This window comes from Flavobacterium sp. (assembly GCF_041911335.1).
In the GTDB taxonomy this organism is placed as follows: domain Bacteria; phylum Bacteroidota; class Bacteroidia; order Flavobacteriales; family Flavobacteriaceae; genus Flavobacterium.
On record NZ_JAYRPD010000001.1, the window covers coordinates 26,943 to 42,666 of the forward strand.

Annotated in this window: 14 protein-coding genes; 8 read left to right on the forward strand and 6 right to left on the reverse strand. The window is 33.9% G+C overall.

The features are described 5' to 3' along the window. Positions 1-36 precede the first annotated feature (36 nt). From gldN to topA, 6 genes are all read right to left on the reverse strand, one after another. Entirely contained in the window at positions 37-957 is a 921-nt protein-coding gene (gene gldN, locus ACE3PD_RS00130) for a gliding motility protein GldN (RefSeq protein WP_374398483.1), read from the reverse strand. Between the two features lie 50 nt (positions 958-1,007). Further along, positions 1,008-2,540 (reverse strand): gliding motility protein GldM, encoded by a 1,533-nt coding sequence (gene gldM / locus ACE3PD_RS00135; protein ID WP_374398427.1) that lies wholly within the window; start codon positions 2,538-2,540, stop codon positions 1,008-1,010. Positions 2,541-2,591: 51 nt separating this feature from the next. Then, positions 2,592-3,227: a gliding motility protein GldL gene (gene gldL / locus ACE3PD_RS00140; RefSeq protein WP_374398429.1), complete on the reverse strand. Its 636-nt coding sequence runs from the start codon at positions 3,225-3,227 to the stop codon at positions 2,592-2,594. A gap of 54 nt (positions 3,228-3,281) precedes the next feature. After that, positions 3,282-4,664: a gliding motility lipoprotein GldK gene (gene gldK, locus ACE3PD_RS00145; RefSeq protein ID WP_374398431.1), complete on the reverse strand. Its 1,383-nt coding sequence runs from the start codon at positions 4,662-4,664 to the stop codon at positions 3,282-3,284. Positions 4,665-4,820: 156 nt separating this feature from the next. After that, positions 4,821-5,969, reverse strand: a complete 1,149-nt coding sequence (locus tag ACE3PD_RS00150) for a formimidoylglutamase (protein WP_374398433.1) — start codon at positions 5,967-5,969, stop codon at positions 4,821-4,823. 3 nt (positions 5,970-5,972) lie between these two features. Beyond that, a complete protein-coding gene (gene topA, locus ACE3PD_RS00155) occupies positions 5,973-8,474 on the reverse strand; it encodes a type I DNA topoisomerase (RefSeq protein WP_374398435.1) in 2,502 nt (833 codons plus the stop codon). 265 nt (positions 8,475-8,739) lie between these two features. Between topA and miaB the strand changes: the two genes are divergently transcribed. The 8 genes from miaB (at position 8,740) to groL (ending at position 15,722) form a co-directional block, all read left to right on the forward strand. Then, positions 8,740-10,188: a tRNA (N6-isopentenyl adenosine(37)-C2)-methylthiotransferase MiaB gene (gene miaB, locus ACE3PD_RS00160; RefSeq protein WP_374398437.1), complete on the forward strand. Its 1,449-nt coding sequence runs from the start codon at positions 8,740-8,742 to the stop codon at positions 10,186-10,188. A 41-nt stretch (positions 10,189-10,229) separates the two neighbouring features. Then, positions 10,230-10,601 carry a GxxExxY protein gene (locus ACE3PD_RS00165; RefSeq protein ID WP_374398439.1) on the forward strand — a complete coding sequence of 124 codons (372 nt, stop codon included), beginning with the start codon at positions 10,230-10,232 and terminating at the stop codon, positions 10,599-10,601. Positions 10,602-10,645: 44 nt separating this feature from the next. Beyond that, positions 10,646-11,905, forward strand: a complete 1,260-nt coding sequence (locus tag ACE3PD_RS00170; protein WP_374398441.1) for a sigma-54 interaction domain-containing protein — start codon at positions 10,646-10,648, stop codon at positions 11,903-11,905. After that, complete coding sequence (locus tag ACE3PD_RS00175) at positions 11,905-12,408, forward strand: LptE family protein (protein ID WP_374398443.1); 504 nt, start codon at positions 11,905-11,907, stop codon at positions 12,406-12,408. Before ACE3PD_RS00170 ends, ACE3PD_RS00175 begins: the two co-directional genes overlap by 1 nt. Positions 12,409-12,455: 47 nt before the next feature. Next, complete coding sequence (locus ACE3PD_RS00180) at positions 12,456-13,262, forward strand: tetratricopeptide repeat protein (RefSeq protein WP_374398445.1); 807 nt, start codon at positions 12,456-12,458, stop codon at positions 13,260-13,262. 2 nt (positions 13,263-13,264) lie between these two features. Then, complete coding sequence (secG, locus tag ACE3PD_RS00185; protein ID WP_374398447.1) at positions 13,265-13,627, forward strand: preprotein translocase subunit SecG; 363 nt, start codon at positions 13,265-13,267, stop codon at positions 13,625-13,627. A 138-nt stretch (positions 13,628-13,765) separates the two neighbouring features. Next, on the forward strand, positions 13,766-14,041 hold the full coding sequence (groES, locus tag ACE3PD_RS00190) for a co-chaperone GroES (RefSeq protein ID WP_374398449.1): 276 nt from the start codon (positions 13,766-13,768) through the stop codon (positions 14,039-14,041). A gap of 55 nt (positions 14,042-14,096) precedes the next feature. After that, positions 14,097-15,722: a chaperonin GroEL gene (gene groL, locus ACE3PD_RS00195; RefSeq protein ID WP_374398451.1), complete on the forward strand. Its 1,626-nt coding sequence runs from the start codon at positions 14,097-14,099 to the stop codon at positions 15,720-15,722. Positions 15,723-15,724 lie beyond the last annotated feature (2 nt).

A 15,724-nucleotide genomic window follows, 5' to 3' on the forward strand; every position in this document is an offset into this window, starting at 1 on the left:
GGTAAGAGTTTTTTAAATGAAATTGGAGAAATACTATTAATAATTCCACATATCTTGTTCAAAGTCGCGAATCTTTTCTTTTACACGATCAGATTCTAATAATTGCATTTGAGCGTTTTCTTTCATATAGTCAGCAATTTTACGGTCACCGTAAACATTCTCTTCTAAATAAATCATAGCAGTAAAACGACGAGCGTTTAACATATGATCAAAAGAAAATGGCATTGCCGAGTTTCTATTATTGAAAGCTTTTGCTTCATGAAGAATATCTCTTGTTGAAGGGAAATAAACCCAAAATAAATCGATATATTCTAATTCAGCATCACTATTTTTCTTAGAAAACACGTCTGGAACAACAGGACAAATACCTAATAAACGGTATTTTAATTCCCCTTGACGTTTATCAAAATACCAATATCCTACAATTCTATAAGCAGCTACATCAAAAGCCTCAATCTCGGTTTTTCTTATATACTCCTCATCAATTTTTTTGGTACCATTTCTATAGGCATCCATATCTTCATTCATTAAATCACGACCAGCATCGGTTGTATCAACAGTGAATAAAGATGATTCGATATCTTTAAGAGTTTTCTTAGTAGTAAAATAACTTGAGTCATAAACTTCTGTTATTTTACCTTCTTTGATTCCGTTAATTAAAACATTATAAAGAGGTCTTCTGTCTGGAGATGACATTACATCACCATCTACAGGAAAGTAAAGAGGGAAATTAACTCTTTCGTCAAGATCTACATATTCCCAAATACGTTTTCCCATTAAGATATCTCTATCATGAACATACCCATAAGGCAACGGTTTATCATTATCAGCGCTTAATTCAGCTTCTGTTTTCTTCCCGATTTGATCAGGCGTCTTAGCGTTTAATAAGTTTGACTGAGCAAAAGTAGTAGCGCTTAAACCTAATACTAAAATTGCAATACTATTTCTCCAATTCATTTTATTCATTTTTTATTTGGTTTACAAAGATAAACTCAAATTAATTTAAATTATTGTATTTCGTAAGTACAAATTGATACTTTCTTAGCCATCTGATCAATACCTTGGAAACTAGCTTTGATTTCAGAAATAACTACAACATCACCTTTTTGTGCTTTAGCAATTGCAGATTTAGCTCTAGAATCCATTCTGTTACCAGAAACTACAATTGTTGGTTGCCCAGGAACTTTAACGTTAAATTGTGTTACATTAACATTTACAGGGAAATCAAAATCTTCCATAACAGCTGTAACAGTACAAACTTCTAAGTTTGATTTAGGTCCTTTGTTCTTTTCAGAGCCACCCACTTTTCCAGTTGGAGCAGGTAAACCTTTAATTCTAAATACTTGAGCACTTGACATTGTTTTACCATCAGGCATTGTAGCACTAACGTTAATTTTTACTTCATTACCAGAACCTGGTTTTAACATGAATTTACCATCACCTACTTTAGACATACCTGGAGCACTAGCATTTACTTTATTAGAAGCAATACCAGGAACAGAGATAGAGATAGGGTTAGGAACACCACGGTAAACAACGTTCATTTTGTCAGCAGAAATAATTGCTTGGTTTGGTCTTGGAACAACAACGTAAGTACCTTCAAAGCTTAATGGAATTTCCTTACCATCTTCTAAGAAACCAAACTTACCAGAAATTTTTTGTTCTCCAATTGAACCAGCAGTTGTAGAAATTACAGCTTGACCGTTTTCAATTTTTCCAGGACCGTTGAAAGATGTTGGAACAGTATTAGCATCATAACGACCTAAAACAACTTTACCTTTAACAGTTTCACCTTGGAAATAAGCATTTTTCTCTAAAACCACAATCGCCTGGAAATTTTTCATAGATGCAGCAGATTTTAATGCATTTCCTAAGAATAAATTATAAGCACCAGCTTCAGTATTTTTAACATCGTTTTGCATAGCAGTTAAAAATGTAAGAGTAGAAACCGCAGGAAAACCTTTAGTTTTATAATCTAAGAATTTTTGCTTAACTCCTTCTCTGTTTGCGATATCAGCAGTTGAGAATTTTTTCTCAATTTCTTTGATAAAAGGGATGTATTTTACATCATTCCCTAATACTTTTTTGATATCAGCTACATATTTATCAATTTTAGAAACAATTTCTGTTCCTCTTGGGCTATACCCATCACCTTGAAACCATTTTTCGTCAATTGTTGACTTATCCATTGCTTCGAATGGTAATTTTCCAGTTTTCTCATCTGGTTCAATACCTTCAACAACTTCAGCTTTAACAGTTTCTAAAAAGGCTGCAAAATCTTTAGAAATCTTAGCAACTTCTTTAGCTTTTCTTGCAGGCTCTGCATATTTTGCTGGCTCATCTGCCGCTTTAGTATCTAAAGCACTTAATAATGTTGCATTAGCTTGCTCAGTTAATACATTTGACTCAGTAAATTTGTCATTGAAATTACCAAAAGCAGTCAACACTTCTTTTGACATATTCAATGCCAACATTGCGATGAAAACCAAGTACATTAGGTTAATCATCTTCTGTCTAGGGGTTAATTTTCCTCCTGCCATTTTTCTTTAAATTAGTTTTGTAATTAATAAAATATTTAATGATAAAACTAATTATCCTCTGTTACTCATAGCAGATAACATACCTCCATAAACTGCATTTAAAGATGCAATATTTGAAGTCATTGATTGCATTTGCTCTTTTAATTTAGCAGCATTTTCAGCAATTTCTTTGTTTGCTTGTGCATTTCTATCTGCACTTTCTAATTGTATTTTGTATAAACTATTTAAAGCTTCCATTTGAGCTGCAGCTGTAGTCATTTCTTCAGCATATTTCTTTTGCCCTGCCATAGCATCTACAGTAGGAGAAATTGATTTTGCAGCACCTTCGAAGTTTTTAATACTATTTCCTAAGCTAGCCATTAATTCACCATCAATTTTAGCTTCTTTCAACATATTATCTAATTTTTGAGATAATAAACCTTGAGCTTCAGCTGGGTTTTCAGCTTTTTTATCTTTTGGCTTGGCTTCACCACCTGCTAATTCAGGGTAAACTAAAGACCAGTCTAGATCTTTTTCTACTGGTTCAAAAGCTGATAATGCGAAAATCGCAGCTTCAGTTAACAAACCGATTACAAGCATTGGTCCCGCTCCTGGCCAGTGCATTAATTTGAATAATGCTCCAACGATTACTACTGCCGCTCCCATTCCGTAAAGGAATCCCATCACTTTTTTGCTTAAAATTGCCATAATAAATAAAATTTAGTTAGTTAAGTTAATTATATAATAAAAATTGGTTAAATACTATTTTGGTCTAGTCCCTGTTGCCGCTGTACCCATATAATCTTGTACAGTTCTGAATCCAATATAACTTCTTGCAGAGTCAGCATATTCGTAATCACGAGTAGACACTTGTAAGAAATAAGCAACATCTTTCCAAGAACCACCACGAACCACTTTTCTTTGATTCTTCTTGTCTGCAACATGCGGATTCATTGTAGACACGAACTCATATGCTTCAGCGTAATAAGAAGACTCAGTCCATTCTGAAACATTACCAGCCATATTATATAAGTTATAGTCATTCGGCTCATAAGATCTTGCTTCTACAGTATATAAAGCTCCATCAGCAGCATAATCTCCACGATTTGGTTTGAAGTTAGCCATAAAACAACCTCTGTCATTTTTAGCATAAGGACCTCCCCAAGGATAAGTTCCTCCTTCTAGACCACCTCTTGCAGCATATTCCCATTCTGCTTCAGTTGGCAAACGGAAAGAGTTAACTTGATCTCTTCCTTTTTTCTTTTTAACATATGCATTTTTGTACATTGTTCTCCAAGCACAAAACGCTTTAGCTTGATTCCAAGAAACACCTACTACAGGATATTCTCCATAAGCTTGATGCCAGAAATAATCATTATGCATTGGCTCATTGTATGAATAAGCAAAATCTTTTATCCAAGCAGTTGTATCAGGATAGATTTCAATAGGCGGCGCATCTTCATAGAAATTTTTACGCCCTTTTTTCTTAACAGCCTTATTTAAATCAACTTGATTGTATTTGAATTTAAGCTTAGAAGCATCAATAGTTTTTAACCCATTGTATGATTCAGACTCAGGCAAATACATTGAGTCCATAACTTCAACATAAAACTCATCTGGATATTTTCCAGGCTCTTTTATAAGCTTAATCTTCTTATTTAATTTTCTACCCGCATAGATATCATCATCAGTACCTACACTGTAGTAATTCTCATACATATATTTATCGTATGGAGTCATTTTCTCTGGATCAACATCCGCAAAGGCAAAATCACCAATACTTCCGCCTTTTCCACCACCTGAACCCGGCTTTTGACCTTGCTCATCTGCAAGAATAGCCAAACGCGTTCTGATAGTCGAATCTTTCACCCATTCAACAAATTGACGGTACTCACTATTTGTGATTTCCGTTTCATCCATATAGAATGAACGAACCGTAACTGTCTTAGTAGGCGCGTCTTGAATGTTAGCTAAATCATCATCGGCTTTACCCATAATAAAAGCTCCTCCAGGGATTAACGTCATACCGTAAGGTTTCTCGGGATGCCATTTTCTCCCTTTAACTCCTACTAATTCTCCTTTATCGCCTTTACCACAACTGATAAATAATGACAAAATTGCTGAAAATGCAACAAACTTCTTCATATAAACTTGGGTTAAATGTAATTTCTATTTAAGGGCGTAAACCTATTCAATAATTTTGAAAAAAACAACATTTTTTTTAAAAACGTGAAAAAAATATTAAAATTTAGCTTTACACCTGCTTTAACAATGCTTTAACACTTTGAAAAATAACAACTTTTACAAAATATTCCTTCTTTGGGCTTTCCACCATCTTTCTGGAATTTCCTGCTCGCAAGCTGCTAAATAATCTTCATGTGTGCAAGGTAATAACGTATTTCTTTTTAATTTATTGTTAACATTTGTTAAAAACGGTATTTCTATCCACCATCTTTCGGTTTTATTGCTCTTATAAAAGATTAATTCTTCATCTTCGATAGGAACAATATACTTTATATAGTTCTCTTTTGTACCAAATGGATACTCATTTGAACGGAAACAAAATCCTTCAATAAAATACCAAAGCATTTGAGCTGTCAAAACAACTTCATTCCCGTTAGGATTAAAATTAAAAATCCCAAAAGAAGTTACTTTATCACTTATCCCTGCATAACGAGTTAGAGCACAAATCTCTTTTCCTGTAAATCCGTTTGGATTAAAAACATCGAAATTTCCCGAATAAGAAGACTGTACCGAATGCATGTCAACACTAACTAAGTCTGCATCTCTAAAAACAGGTTCTGCAACTACAATATTATTTGAAACTTCTCCTAAACGATAGGCTTCAAAGTATAATTTCTCGATTAAATCGATTTCTTCTTGTGAATTAAAATAGGTCTGAAAACCTAAATTACTGAAATTGAATAAATTATTAGGCTCTTCTACGATAATTTTCGACAAATAAGACTCCGAATCCAATTTATTCTCTTTAGAAAAATCAAATTGATTGTCTACGGAAACCAAATTTACCATTTGATCTAAATTATCGTAAGCGCGATACATTGGATAAGTTAAATCTTGACTTCCTCCTATAACAACTGGTATAATTCTTTTTTTAATCAACTCAGCTACTAAACTTTTTACAACAAAATAGGTATCTTCAATGCTTGCTCCTGCTTCTATAGTTCCTAAATCTACAATTGAAGCATTCCAATTTCCAGGAAAAAGACTGTAAAATTGCCTTCTAAAGTTGTCAAAAGAAAAATCATCATTGTCTTTTTCACTTCCTCTAAATTCATTAACAGTGATTATAGCTATAGCAATGTTGTCCAAAACCGGAAAATCTGTCTGCGTATGAAAAACCACTTTTTTTCCCAATGTTTGATTGGATAATGTTGCAATGTATTCTTCTACAGAAGTTGAGATTGGTTGTAAAAAATCAAAAACCATTGCTTATTTCTTTTTAGCGGTTGTTTTCTTAGCTGGCGCTTTTTTTGTCGCTGTCTTTTTAGCTGGCGTTTTCTTTTCTATCATTTCTTGAACTTGAGCCAAAGTCAATTTACTTGCATCAACATCTTTACTCAATTCAATTTTGATTTTCCCTTTGGTAATTACAGAACGACCCCAACGTGCTTTTTCCACTTTGATTCCTTCCTCTTTCCAATCGTGAATTACTTTATCTATGTCTTTTTGTTGTTTTTCTTCGATTAGTTCATTTAAATCGGCTTGCGATAAGTTATCGAAATTGTATTTCTTGTTTACATTGATAAACATTCCATTCCATTTGATGAAAGGACCAAAACGCCCCACACCTTTTTGAATTGGCAATCCATCATAAGTTCCAATTGGAGCATCCGCTTGCATTTTCTCATCAATTAAACCTTGAGCCATTTCCATAGTAACATCCATAGGATCCATACCTTTTGGCAATGAAATAAATTGAGAACCAAAACGAACATAAGGACCAAAACGACCATTATTCACTTCGATTTCTTCTCCTTTATATGTACCTAATTGTTTTGGAAGTAAAAATAAGTTCAATACTTCTTCTAAAGTGATGTTTCCAATATTTTGATCAGGACGTAAACTTGCAAATTGTTTGTTTTCATCATCCGCATCTCCAATTTGAGCCATTGCTCCATATTTTCCTAAACGAACCGAAACTTGTTTTCCTGAAACCGGATGTACTCCTAAGATTCTTTCACCGCTTTCTCTATCTGCATTTTTCTCTACATCAACTACATTGGGATGGAAGTGTTTGTAGAAATCGTTCATCATTTTCGCCCAATCTACTTTTCCTTCTGCAATTTCGTCAAAATCTTGCTCTACTTTTGCCGTGAAATTGTAATCTAAAATCGTGTTGAAGTTTTTCACTAAGAAATCATTCACGATAATTCCGATGTCCGTTGGAACTAATTTTCCTTTATCTGATCCCACATTTTCCGTTAAAACTTGAGATTTTACTTCTCCTCCTTTTAACATCAATTGGTTGTATTTTCTTTCTTGACCTTCGAAACTTCCTTTTTCTACATAATTTCTTGCGATAATAGTAGAAATAGTTGGCGCATACGTTGATGGACGACCAATTCCTAATTCTTCTAATTTCTTAACCAAAGAAGCTTCTGTGTAACGACTTGGCGGACGCGAAAAACGTTCCGTTGCCGTGATATAATTATTCGTAAGTTTTTCGTTTATTTTCAAAGCAGGTAACATTCCTTCTTGTTCCTCTTCGTCATCATCATGTCCTTCTAAATATACTTTTAAGAAACCTTCAAACTTGATTACTTCTCCTGTTGCAGTAAAAGTTTCTGAATGATTGCTTGCTTCGATTTTTACATTTGTTCTCTCCAATTCAGCATCACTCATTTGAGATGCTAATGTTCTTTTCCAAATCAATTCGTACAAACGCGCTTGATCTCTATCAATATCTACTGTATGTCTTGACATATCTGTTGGACGAATCGCTTCGTGCGCTTCTTGCGCTCCTTTTGATTTGGTATTGAAGTTTCTTGGTTTCGAAAATTCTTTTCCGTAGTAACTTGTAATTTCAGCTTGAGCTGCCGCCATTGCTTCATGCGATAAGTTTACGCTATCCGTTCTCATGTAAGTAATCAATCCGGCTTCGTACAAACGTTGTGCAATTTGCATGGTAATTCCAACAGGCAAATACAATTTTCTTGCTGCTTCTTGTTGCAACGTAGAAGTTGTAAAAGGGGCTGCTGGTGATTTTTTTGTGGGTTTGGTTTCTAAATCTCCTACTTTGTAAGACGAACCAATATTTTTAGCTAAGAAATCCTCTGCTTCTTTTTTAGTTGCGAAGTTCTTAGGCAATTTTGCTTTGAATGTTTTTCCTGCTTCGTTTGTAAATTCTGCTGTAATACTGTAAGAAGCTTCTGGTTTGAAATTTTGAATTTCTCTTTCACGCTCCACAATTAAACGAACCGAAACTGATTGCACACGACCTGCAGATAAACCTCCTTTAACTTTTTTCCAAAGTACTGGCGATAATTCGTAACCTACTAATCGGTCTAAAACTCTACGCGCTTGTTGTGCGTTTACTAAGTTATAATCTATTCCTCTCGGATTTTCGATTGCTTTTTGAATAGCTGATTTTGTAATCTCGTGAAAAACGATACGTTTTGTTTTCTCTGGTTTTAATTTTAATTCTTCAGATAAGTGCCAAGAAATTGCTTCTCCCTCACGGTCCTCATCGGAAGCCAACCAAACCATTTCGGCATTTTTAGCTAATCCTTTTAATTTGGTCACCAATGCTTTTTTATCTGCCGAAACTTCATATTTCGGTTTAAAACCATTTTCTACATCCACTCCTATTTCTCTCGAAGGCAAGTCAGCAATATGTCCATAACTCGACTCAACTTGATACTCACTTCCTAGAAATTTCTCGATGGTTTTTGCTTTTGCAGGCGACTCAACGATTACTAAATTCTTTGCCATTTCATATTTTTTTGAATCGCAAAAGTATAGGTTTTTTTTAAATTTTAACATCTTGAGCTTTTTTTTACCTATAATTAACCAAAATATCAGTCAAATTACTCCTATATATATAGGTATAAAATCCACGAAAAACGACTACTTAGAAATAGAGAAAAAAATATTTTAAAATTTCATGTTAAACCTTTTCTGCCATCTTGTCAGATTTTATAATTTAGTATTATCTTTGCGTTCCGAATCTTCGGAATGATTAATGGAAATCTTTGATATGGAAAAGGTAATTGATGAAAACAAACAAGGTCAGAGTTTAGTGCTTGACCAAAAAGAAGGAAATACTAAAAAACTTTTTATAGAGAGTTATGGTTGCCAAATGAATTTTTCGGACAGCGAAATTGTGGCATCTATTCTTTATGAAAACGGATATAATACCACTCAAAATCTGGAAGACGCTGATTTGGTTTTGGTAAACACTTGTTCTATTCGCGATAAAGCGGAACAAACCATTCGTAAGCGTTTAGAAAAATACAACGCGGTAAAGAAAATCAACCCTTCAATGAAAGTTGGAGTTTTAGGTTGTATGGCGGAACGTTTGAAAAGTCAGTTTTTAGAGGAAGAGAAAATTGTAGACATGGTGGTTGGACCTGATGCTTACAAAGATTTACCCAATTTATTAGCGGAAGTAGAAGAAGGAAGAGATGCTATCAACGTAATTCTTTCAAAAGAAGAAACTTATGGTGATATTTCACCTGTTCGTTTGAATAGCAACGGAGTTAATGCTTTTGTATCGATTACAAGAGGTTGCGATAATATGTGTACGTTTTGCGTTGTTCCTTTTACACGTGGTCGTGAGCGTAGTCGTGAACCACAAAGTATTTATGATGAAATTCAAGATTTATACGATAGAGGTTTCAAAGAAGTTACTTTATTAGGACAAAATGTAGACAGTTATCTTTGGTATGGTGGTGGTTTGAAAAAAGATTTCGACAAAGCAACTGAAATGCAAAAAGCAACTGCAGTTGATTTTGCCCAATTGTTAGACAAATGCGCTACGTTGTTTCCAAAAATGCGTTTTAGATTCTCAACTTCTAATCCGCAAGATATGCATGTGGAAGTTATTGAAACTATGGCTAAACACCATAACATTTGTAAGTACATTCACTTACCTGTTCAAAGTGGAAGCACTCGAATTTTACAAGAAATGAATCGTCAACACACGCGTGAAGAATACATGGCGTTGATTGATAAAATATATACTATTATTCCTGATATTTCTTTATCGCAAGATATGATTGCAGGTTTCCCTACAGAAACAGAAGAAGATCATCAAGATACGTTGAGTTTGATGGAATATGTAAAATATGATTTCGGATTTATGTTTGCGTATTCAGAACGTCCAGGAACTTTAGCTGCTAGAAAAATGGAAGATGACGTTCCAGAAGAAGTGAAGAAAAGACGTTTAAATGAAATCATCGACTTACAACAAAGAATTGGTTTAGAAAGAACGCAACGTTTTATTGGTCAAGAAGTAGAAGTATTGATTGAAAAAGAATCAAAACGTTCAGATGCTCACTGGAGCGGAAGAAATTCTCAAAACACAGTAGTGGTTTTCCCAAAAGAAAATTACAAAGTAGGTGAATTCGTAATGGTAAAAATCACAGATTGTACCGCTGCAACTTTAATTGGAGAAGCAGTTGGTTATTCTGAAATAATGAATTAAAAATATAAGCCACGGATTAAAAGATTAACACGGATTTTAACATGGGACTTTATAGAGAAGAAGAAACTTTTAAAATTATTGGGATTTGTATGGAAGTTCACAGGAATCTTGGTCCAGGATTACTTGAAGTAGTATATAAAGATGCGTTAGAGATAGAATTTAAAGCAAATAATATTCCTTTTGAAAGAGAAAAAGAATTTTCAATCGAATATAAAGGAGTAATATTACCGCATAAATTTTATGCTGATTTCATAGTAAATGAAGATATTGTTTTAGAAGTAAAAGCAGTAAAAGAATTTTCAGGAGAACATACTGCACAACTATTGAATTATATGAAACTTTCAGATTCAGAAATTGGATTATTGGTAAATTTTCAAAACAAATCACTACAACATAAAAGATTAGTATTTTAATTAATCCGTGAAAATCCTTTAATCCGTGGCAAAAAAATAAAAAAATGGAATCAGTACAAGCTATAAAACAACGATTTGAAATTATTGGGAACGACCCAAAACTCAATCGTGCCGTGGAGAAAGCCATTCAGGTTGCTCCAACGGATATTTCGGTATTGGTAACAGGTGAAAGTGGTGTTGGAAAAGAAAGTATTCCAAAAATTATTCACGCGCTTTCGCACAGAAAACACGGAAAATATATTGCAGTAAACTGTGGAGCTATTCCGGAAGGAACCATTGACAGTGAGCTTTTTGGCCACGAAAAAGGTTCGTTTACTGGAGCAACCAACACACGTGAAGGGTATTTTGAGGTAGCAGATGGCGGAACTATTTTCTTAGATGAAGTTGGTGAATTACCTTTAACTACTCAAGTACGTTTATTACGTGTTTTAGAAAATGGCGAATTCATAAAAGTAGGTTCATCGCAAGTTCAAAAAACGAATGTAAGAATCGTAGCGGCTACGAATGTGAATATGTTTGATGCCATTGAAAAAGGTAAATTCCGTGAGGATTTATATTATCGTTTGAGTACAGTTGAAATTACATTACCACCACTTCGTGAACGTAAAGACGACATTCATTTGTTGTTTAGAAAATTTGCTTCGGATTTTGCACATAAATACAAAATGCCACCTATTAAATTAGATGACAGCGCAGTTGAAATACTTTTAAAATATAGATGGAGCGGAAACATTCGTCAATTACGAAATGTAGCCGAACAAATTTCGGTTTTAGAAACAAAACGTGAGATTTCATCGCAAACGCTTCTCTCCTATTTACCAATAGAAAATCCGAATTTACCTTCAGTCATTGGAACTAAAAAATCGGAAAGTGATTTTAGTAACGAAAGAGAAATTTTGTACAAAGTCCTTTTCGATATGAAAAGCGATTTGAACGATTTGAAAAAGCTTACGATGGAATTAATGCAAAACGGAAGTTCAAAAGTTCAGGAAGCCAACAAAGGATTAATTCAAAAAATTTACGGCAAACCCGAAGAAAATGCTATTTTTGAAGAAGAACCAAGAGTTGAAATGCTTCCAAATCAAAACAATATGATTCAAGAAGAGTTTGAAAACGATGACGATGAGAATTATTTATTTGCCGAAACCGTTGACGAAGAAGAAACCTTAAGTTTGGAGGCGAAAGAAATTGAATTAATCAAAAAATCTTTAGAACGCAATAAAGGAAAAAGAAAAGCAGCAGCTGACGAATTAGGAATTTCAGAACGCACATTATACAGAAAAATTAAACAATACGATTTATAATGAGATATTTCATCAAAGCAATAACTATAACTTTTTCCTTTCTATTAACTAGTTGTGGTGTTTATAATTTTACAGGAGCAAAACCTGTGGATGCTAAAACATTTCAAGTAAATTACTTTCAAAACAATGCTCCATTGGTTGAACCAGGAATTGAAAGAACTTTCACATTAGAATTGCAAGATATTATTCAAAGTCAAACCAATTTAAATCTTGTTTCTCAAGGTGGCGAATTGATTTATGAAGGTGAAATCGTTGATTATCGTATAACTCCTATGACTGCTACAGCAGATCAAAGAGCGGCGCAAAACCGCTTGACAATAACTGTAATGGTACGATTTACTAACAGAAATAAAGAAGATGATAATTTTGAAAAACGCTTTTCGCATTTTGATGATTTTGATGCCAATCAACAATTGGTTGGTTCACAACTCAACAAATCATTAGATGTAATTTTTGAACGAATAACACAAGATATTTTTAACGAATCATTAGCTAAATGGTAATTTTAAATAGTTTTAAATTTTGAACTTGAAGTGTAATTAATATTAAAATGAACCTATCTGATTTAACCTATCTTTTAAATAAGCCCGAAACTATAAACGAAAAGCAGACCATTGCTTTAGAGAATGTAGTTTTACAATTCCCCTATTTTCAGGCAGCACGTGCTTTACATTTAAAAGGTTTGAACAATCAAGAAAGTTTTAGGTACAACTACGAATTAAAAAAAACAGCAGCTTACACCACAGACCGATCTATTTTATTTGAATTTATTACATCGGATAATTTCACAGCTATCCAACAAGAAAAGATCGATGCAATTCAAAAATCAATTCTAGATATTGAAGTGCATGACCTAAATGAAGTTACTGTAACACTTGAAATTGAAGAAATAAACACTGATATTGAAACTTCAGAAGAAGAAACAATTGGTGAAAGTTCAGAAGAAAAATTGGAAATAGGCAAACCTTTACCTTTTACTCCTGCAGAAAGACATTCGTTTCAGGAATGGCTACAATTGACGAAAATTTCACCTATAGTGCGTGTAAAAGAGGAAATAAAAGCTCAAATTGACACCGAAAAGGAAAAAAAAATAGCTATTATTGATAAATTTATCGAAGCCAACCCTAAAATTGCTCCCATAAAAGAAAACATCAAAACACCTATAAACATTAGTAAAAGCGTTGAAGAACCAACACACCTAATGACGGAAACTTTAGCAAAAGTATATCTGGAACAAAAAAAATACACAAAAGCGATACAAGCATATGAAATATTAATTTTGAAATATCCAGAAAAAAGTAGTTTCTTTGCAGACCGAATAAATGAAATCAAAAATTTACAACAAAATAATAATTAATTATGGGATTCACAGGTTTTTTAATTGCGATAACAATTGTTTGTTTTTTATTAATCTTAGCTATTATGGTTCAAAACCCTAAAGGTGGAGGTTTATCTTCTTCATTTGGTGGTTCTCAACAATTAGGTGGAGTTCAAAAAACAACTGATTTCTTAGATAAAAGTACTTGGACATTAGGAGGAATTTTAATTGCATTAATTTTACTATCTAGTTTAAGTTTCAATGGAACTGCATCTGGTTCTAAAGTTTTAGGTAATGACGACACTGCGGTTCCTACCACAACAGTACCTACTACTCCAGAAGCTACACAACAAGCTGCTCCTGCTGCTACACCAGCACCAACAGCTACTGATTCTACAAAATAAGAATTGTACAAAATAACAAAATGCCAGCATGTCAGTGCTGGCATTTTTTTTACCGAAAAATTGTCAGAAAATTGCTTTGGCATAATTTCTGAAATAATGCAAGCAACAAATTAATAACACTATTAAAATATAAAAACTATGTCATTAAACATTAAACCTATTTCAGATCGAGTAGTTATTGAGCCGTTAGCAGCTGAAACTACAACCGCTTCAGGAATTATTATTCCAGACACTGCAAAAGAAAAACCTCAAAAAGGAACTGTGGTAGCCGTAGGAAATGGTAAAAAAGATCATACCATGACTGTTAAAGTTGGCGATGTAGTTCTTTATGGAAAATACTCTGGAACAGAGTTTAAATACGAAGGTAAAGATTACCTAATCATGCGTGAAGACGAAATATACGCAGTTCTTTAATCGTATAACAACAACTTTTAAACATTTAAACTTAAACATTTAAACAAAAAATAAAATGGCAAAAGATATAAAATTCGATATTGAAGCTCGCGATGGTTTAAAACGTGGTGTTGACGCATTAGCAAATGCAGTAAAAGTAACTTTAGGTCCAAAAGGAAGAAATGTAATTATTTCAAAATCATTTGGTGGTCCAACGGTAACTAAAGATGGTGTTTCTGTTGCAAAAGAAATCGAATTACAAGATCCATTAGAAAATATGGGTGCTCAAATGGTAAAAGAGGTAGCTTCTAAAACCAATGATTTAGCTGGTGACGGAACAACTACTGCAACCGTTTTGGCTCAAGCAATCGTTAAAGAAGGTTTGAAAAACGTAGCTGCTGGAGCAAATCCAATGGATTTAAAACGTGGAATTGACAAAGCCGTGGAAACTATTGTTTCAGAATTAGGAAAACAATCTGTTGCTGTTGGTGACTCTTCTGAAAAAATCAAACAAGTAGCTTCTATTTCTGCGAATAATGATGAAACTATTGGTGATTTAATCGCAACTGCTTTCTCTAAAGTTGGAAAAGAAGGTGTTATCACTGTAGAAGAAGCAAAAGGAACAGATACTTATGTAGATGTGGTTGAAGGAATGCAATTCGATAGAGGTTATTTATCACCTTATTTCGTAACTGACGCTGATAAAATGGTGGCTGAATTAAGCAATCCATACGTTTTATTATACGATAAAAAAATCTCTAACTTACAAGAGTTATTACCAGTTTTAGAACCAGTAGCACAATCAGGTAGACCCTTATTAATTATTGCTGAAGATGTTGATGGACAAGCATTAGCAACTTTAGTTGTAAACAAATTACGTGGTGGATTAAAAATCGCTGCGGTTAAAGCTCCAGGTTTTGGTGACAGAAGAAAAGCAATGTTAGAAGACATCGCAATCTTAACTGGAGGAACTGTAATTGCTGAAGAAAGTGGATATTCATTAGAAAACGCTACTTTAGACATGTTAGGAACTGCAGAAACTATCACAATTGATAAAGACAACACTACAATTGTAAACGGTTCTGGAGATGCTGAAAACATCAAAGCAAGAGTAAACCAAATCAAAGCGCAAATAGAAACAACCACTTCTGATTACGATAGAGAAAAACTACAAGAGCGTTTAGCTAAATTAGCTGGAGGTGTTGCCGTTTTATATGTTGGTGCAGCTTCTGAAGTAGAAATGAAAGAGAAAAAAGACCGCGTTGATGATGCTTTACATGCAACTCGTGCAGCGGTTGAAGAAGGAATTGTTGCTGGTGGTGGTGTTGCTTTAGTAAGAGCAAAAGCAGCATTAAATACTATTAAAGCTGAAAATGCTGATGAAGCGACAGGAATTCAAATCGTGAACAAAGCAGTAGAAGCGCCTTTAAGAACTATCGTTGAAAATGCGGGTGGTGAAGGTTCAGTAGTAATTGCAAAAGTTACAGAAGGAACAAATGATTTCGGATTTAATGCAAAAACAGGAGAATACGTTCAAATGTTAGCTGCTGGAATTATCGATCCTAAGAAAGTAACTCGTGTAGCTTTAGAAAACGCTGCTTCTGTTGCTGGAATGATTTTAACTACTGAATGTGCTTTAATTGACATCAAAGAAGATAGTCCTGCAATGCCAATGGGCGGAGGAATGCCAGGCATGATGTAATT

What these genes read in the sequence shown, in the direction of transcription:
- miaB (WP_374398437.1), top strand. Translation starts at nt 8,740, where the DNA reads ATGGAAAAGGTAATTGATGAAAACAAACAAGGTCAGAGTTTAGTGCTT.
- gldN (WP_374398483.1), bottom strand. Translation starts at nt 957, where the DNA reads ATGAATTGGAGAAATAGTATTGCAATTTTAGTATTAGGTTTAAGCGCT.
- topA (WP_374398435.1), bottom strand. Translation starts at nt 8,474, where the DNA reads ATGGCAAAGAATTTAGTAATCGTTGAGTCGCCTGCAAAAGCAAAAACC.
- gldL (WP_374398429.1), bottom strand. Translation starts at nt 3,227, where the DNA reads ATGGCAATTTTAAGCAAAAAAGTGATGGGATTCCTTTACGGAATGGGA.
- secG (WP_374398447.1), top strand. Translation starts at nt 13,265, where the DNA reads ATGGGATTCACAGGTTTTTTAATTGCGATAACAATTGTTTGTTTTTTA.
- ACE3PD_RS00165 (WP_374398439.1), top strand. Translation starts at nt 10,230, where the DNA reads ATGGGACTTTATAGAGAAGAAGAAACTTTTAAAATTATTGGGATTTGT.
- ACE3PD_RS00180 (WP_374398445.1), top strand. Translation starts at nt 12,456, where the DNA reads ATGAACCTATCTGATTTAACCTATCTTTTAAATAAGCCCGAAACTATA.
- gldK (WP_374398431.1), bottom strand. Translation starts at nt 4,664, where the DNA reads ATGAAGAAGTTTGTTGCATTTTCAGCAATTTTGTCATTATTTATCAGT.
- ACE3PD_RS00170 (WP_374398441.1), top strand. Translation starts at nt 10,646, where the DNA reads ATGGAATCAGTACAAGCTATAAAACAACGATTTGAAATTATTGGGAAC.
- gldM (WP_374398427.1), bottom strand. Translation starts at nt 2,540, where the DNA reads ATGGCAGGAGGAAAATTAACCCCTAGACAGAAGATGATTAACCTAATG.
- ACE3PD_RS00150 (WP_374398433.1), bottom strand. Translation starts at nt 5,969, where the DNA reads ATGGTTTTTGATTTTTTACAACCAATCTCAACTTCTGTAGAAGAATAC.
- ACE3PD_RS00175 (WP_374398443.1), top strand. Translation starts at nt 11,905, where the DNA reads ATGAGATATTTCATCAAAGCAATAACTATAACTTTTTCCTTTCTATTA.
- groES (WP_374398449.1), top strand. Translation starts at nt 13,766, where the DNA reads ATGTCATTAAACATTAAACCTATTTCAGATCGAGTAGTTATTGAGCCG.
- groL (WP_374398451.1), top strand. Translation starts at nt 14,097, where the DNA reads ATGGCAAAAGATATAAAATTCGATATTGAAGCTCGCGATGGTTTAAAA.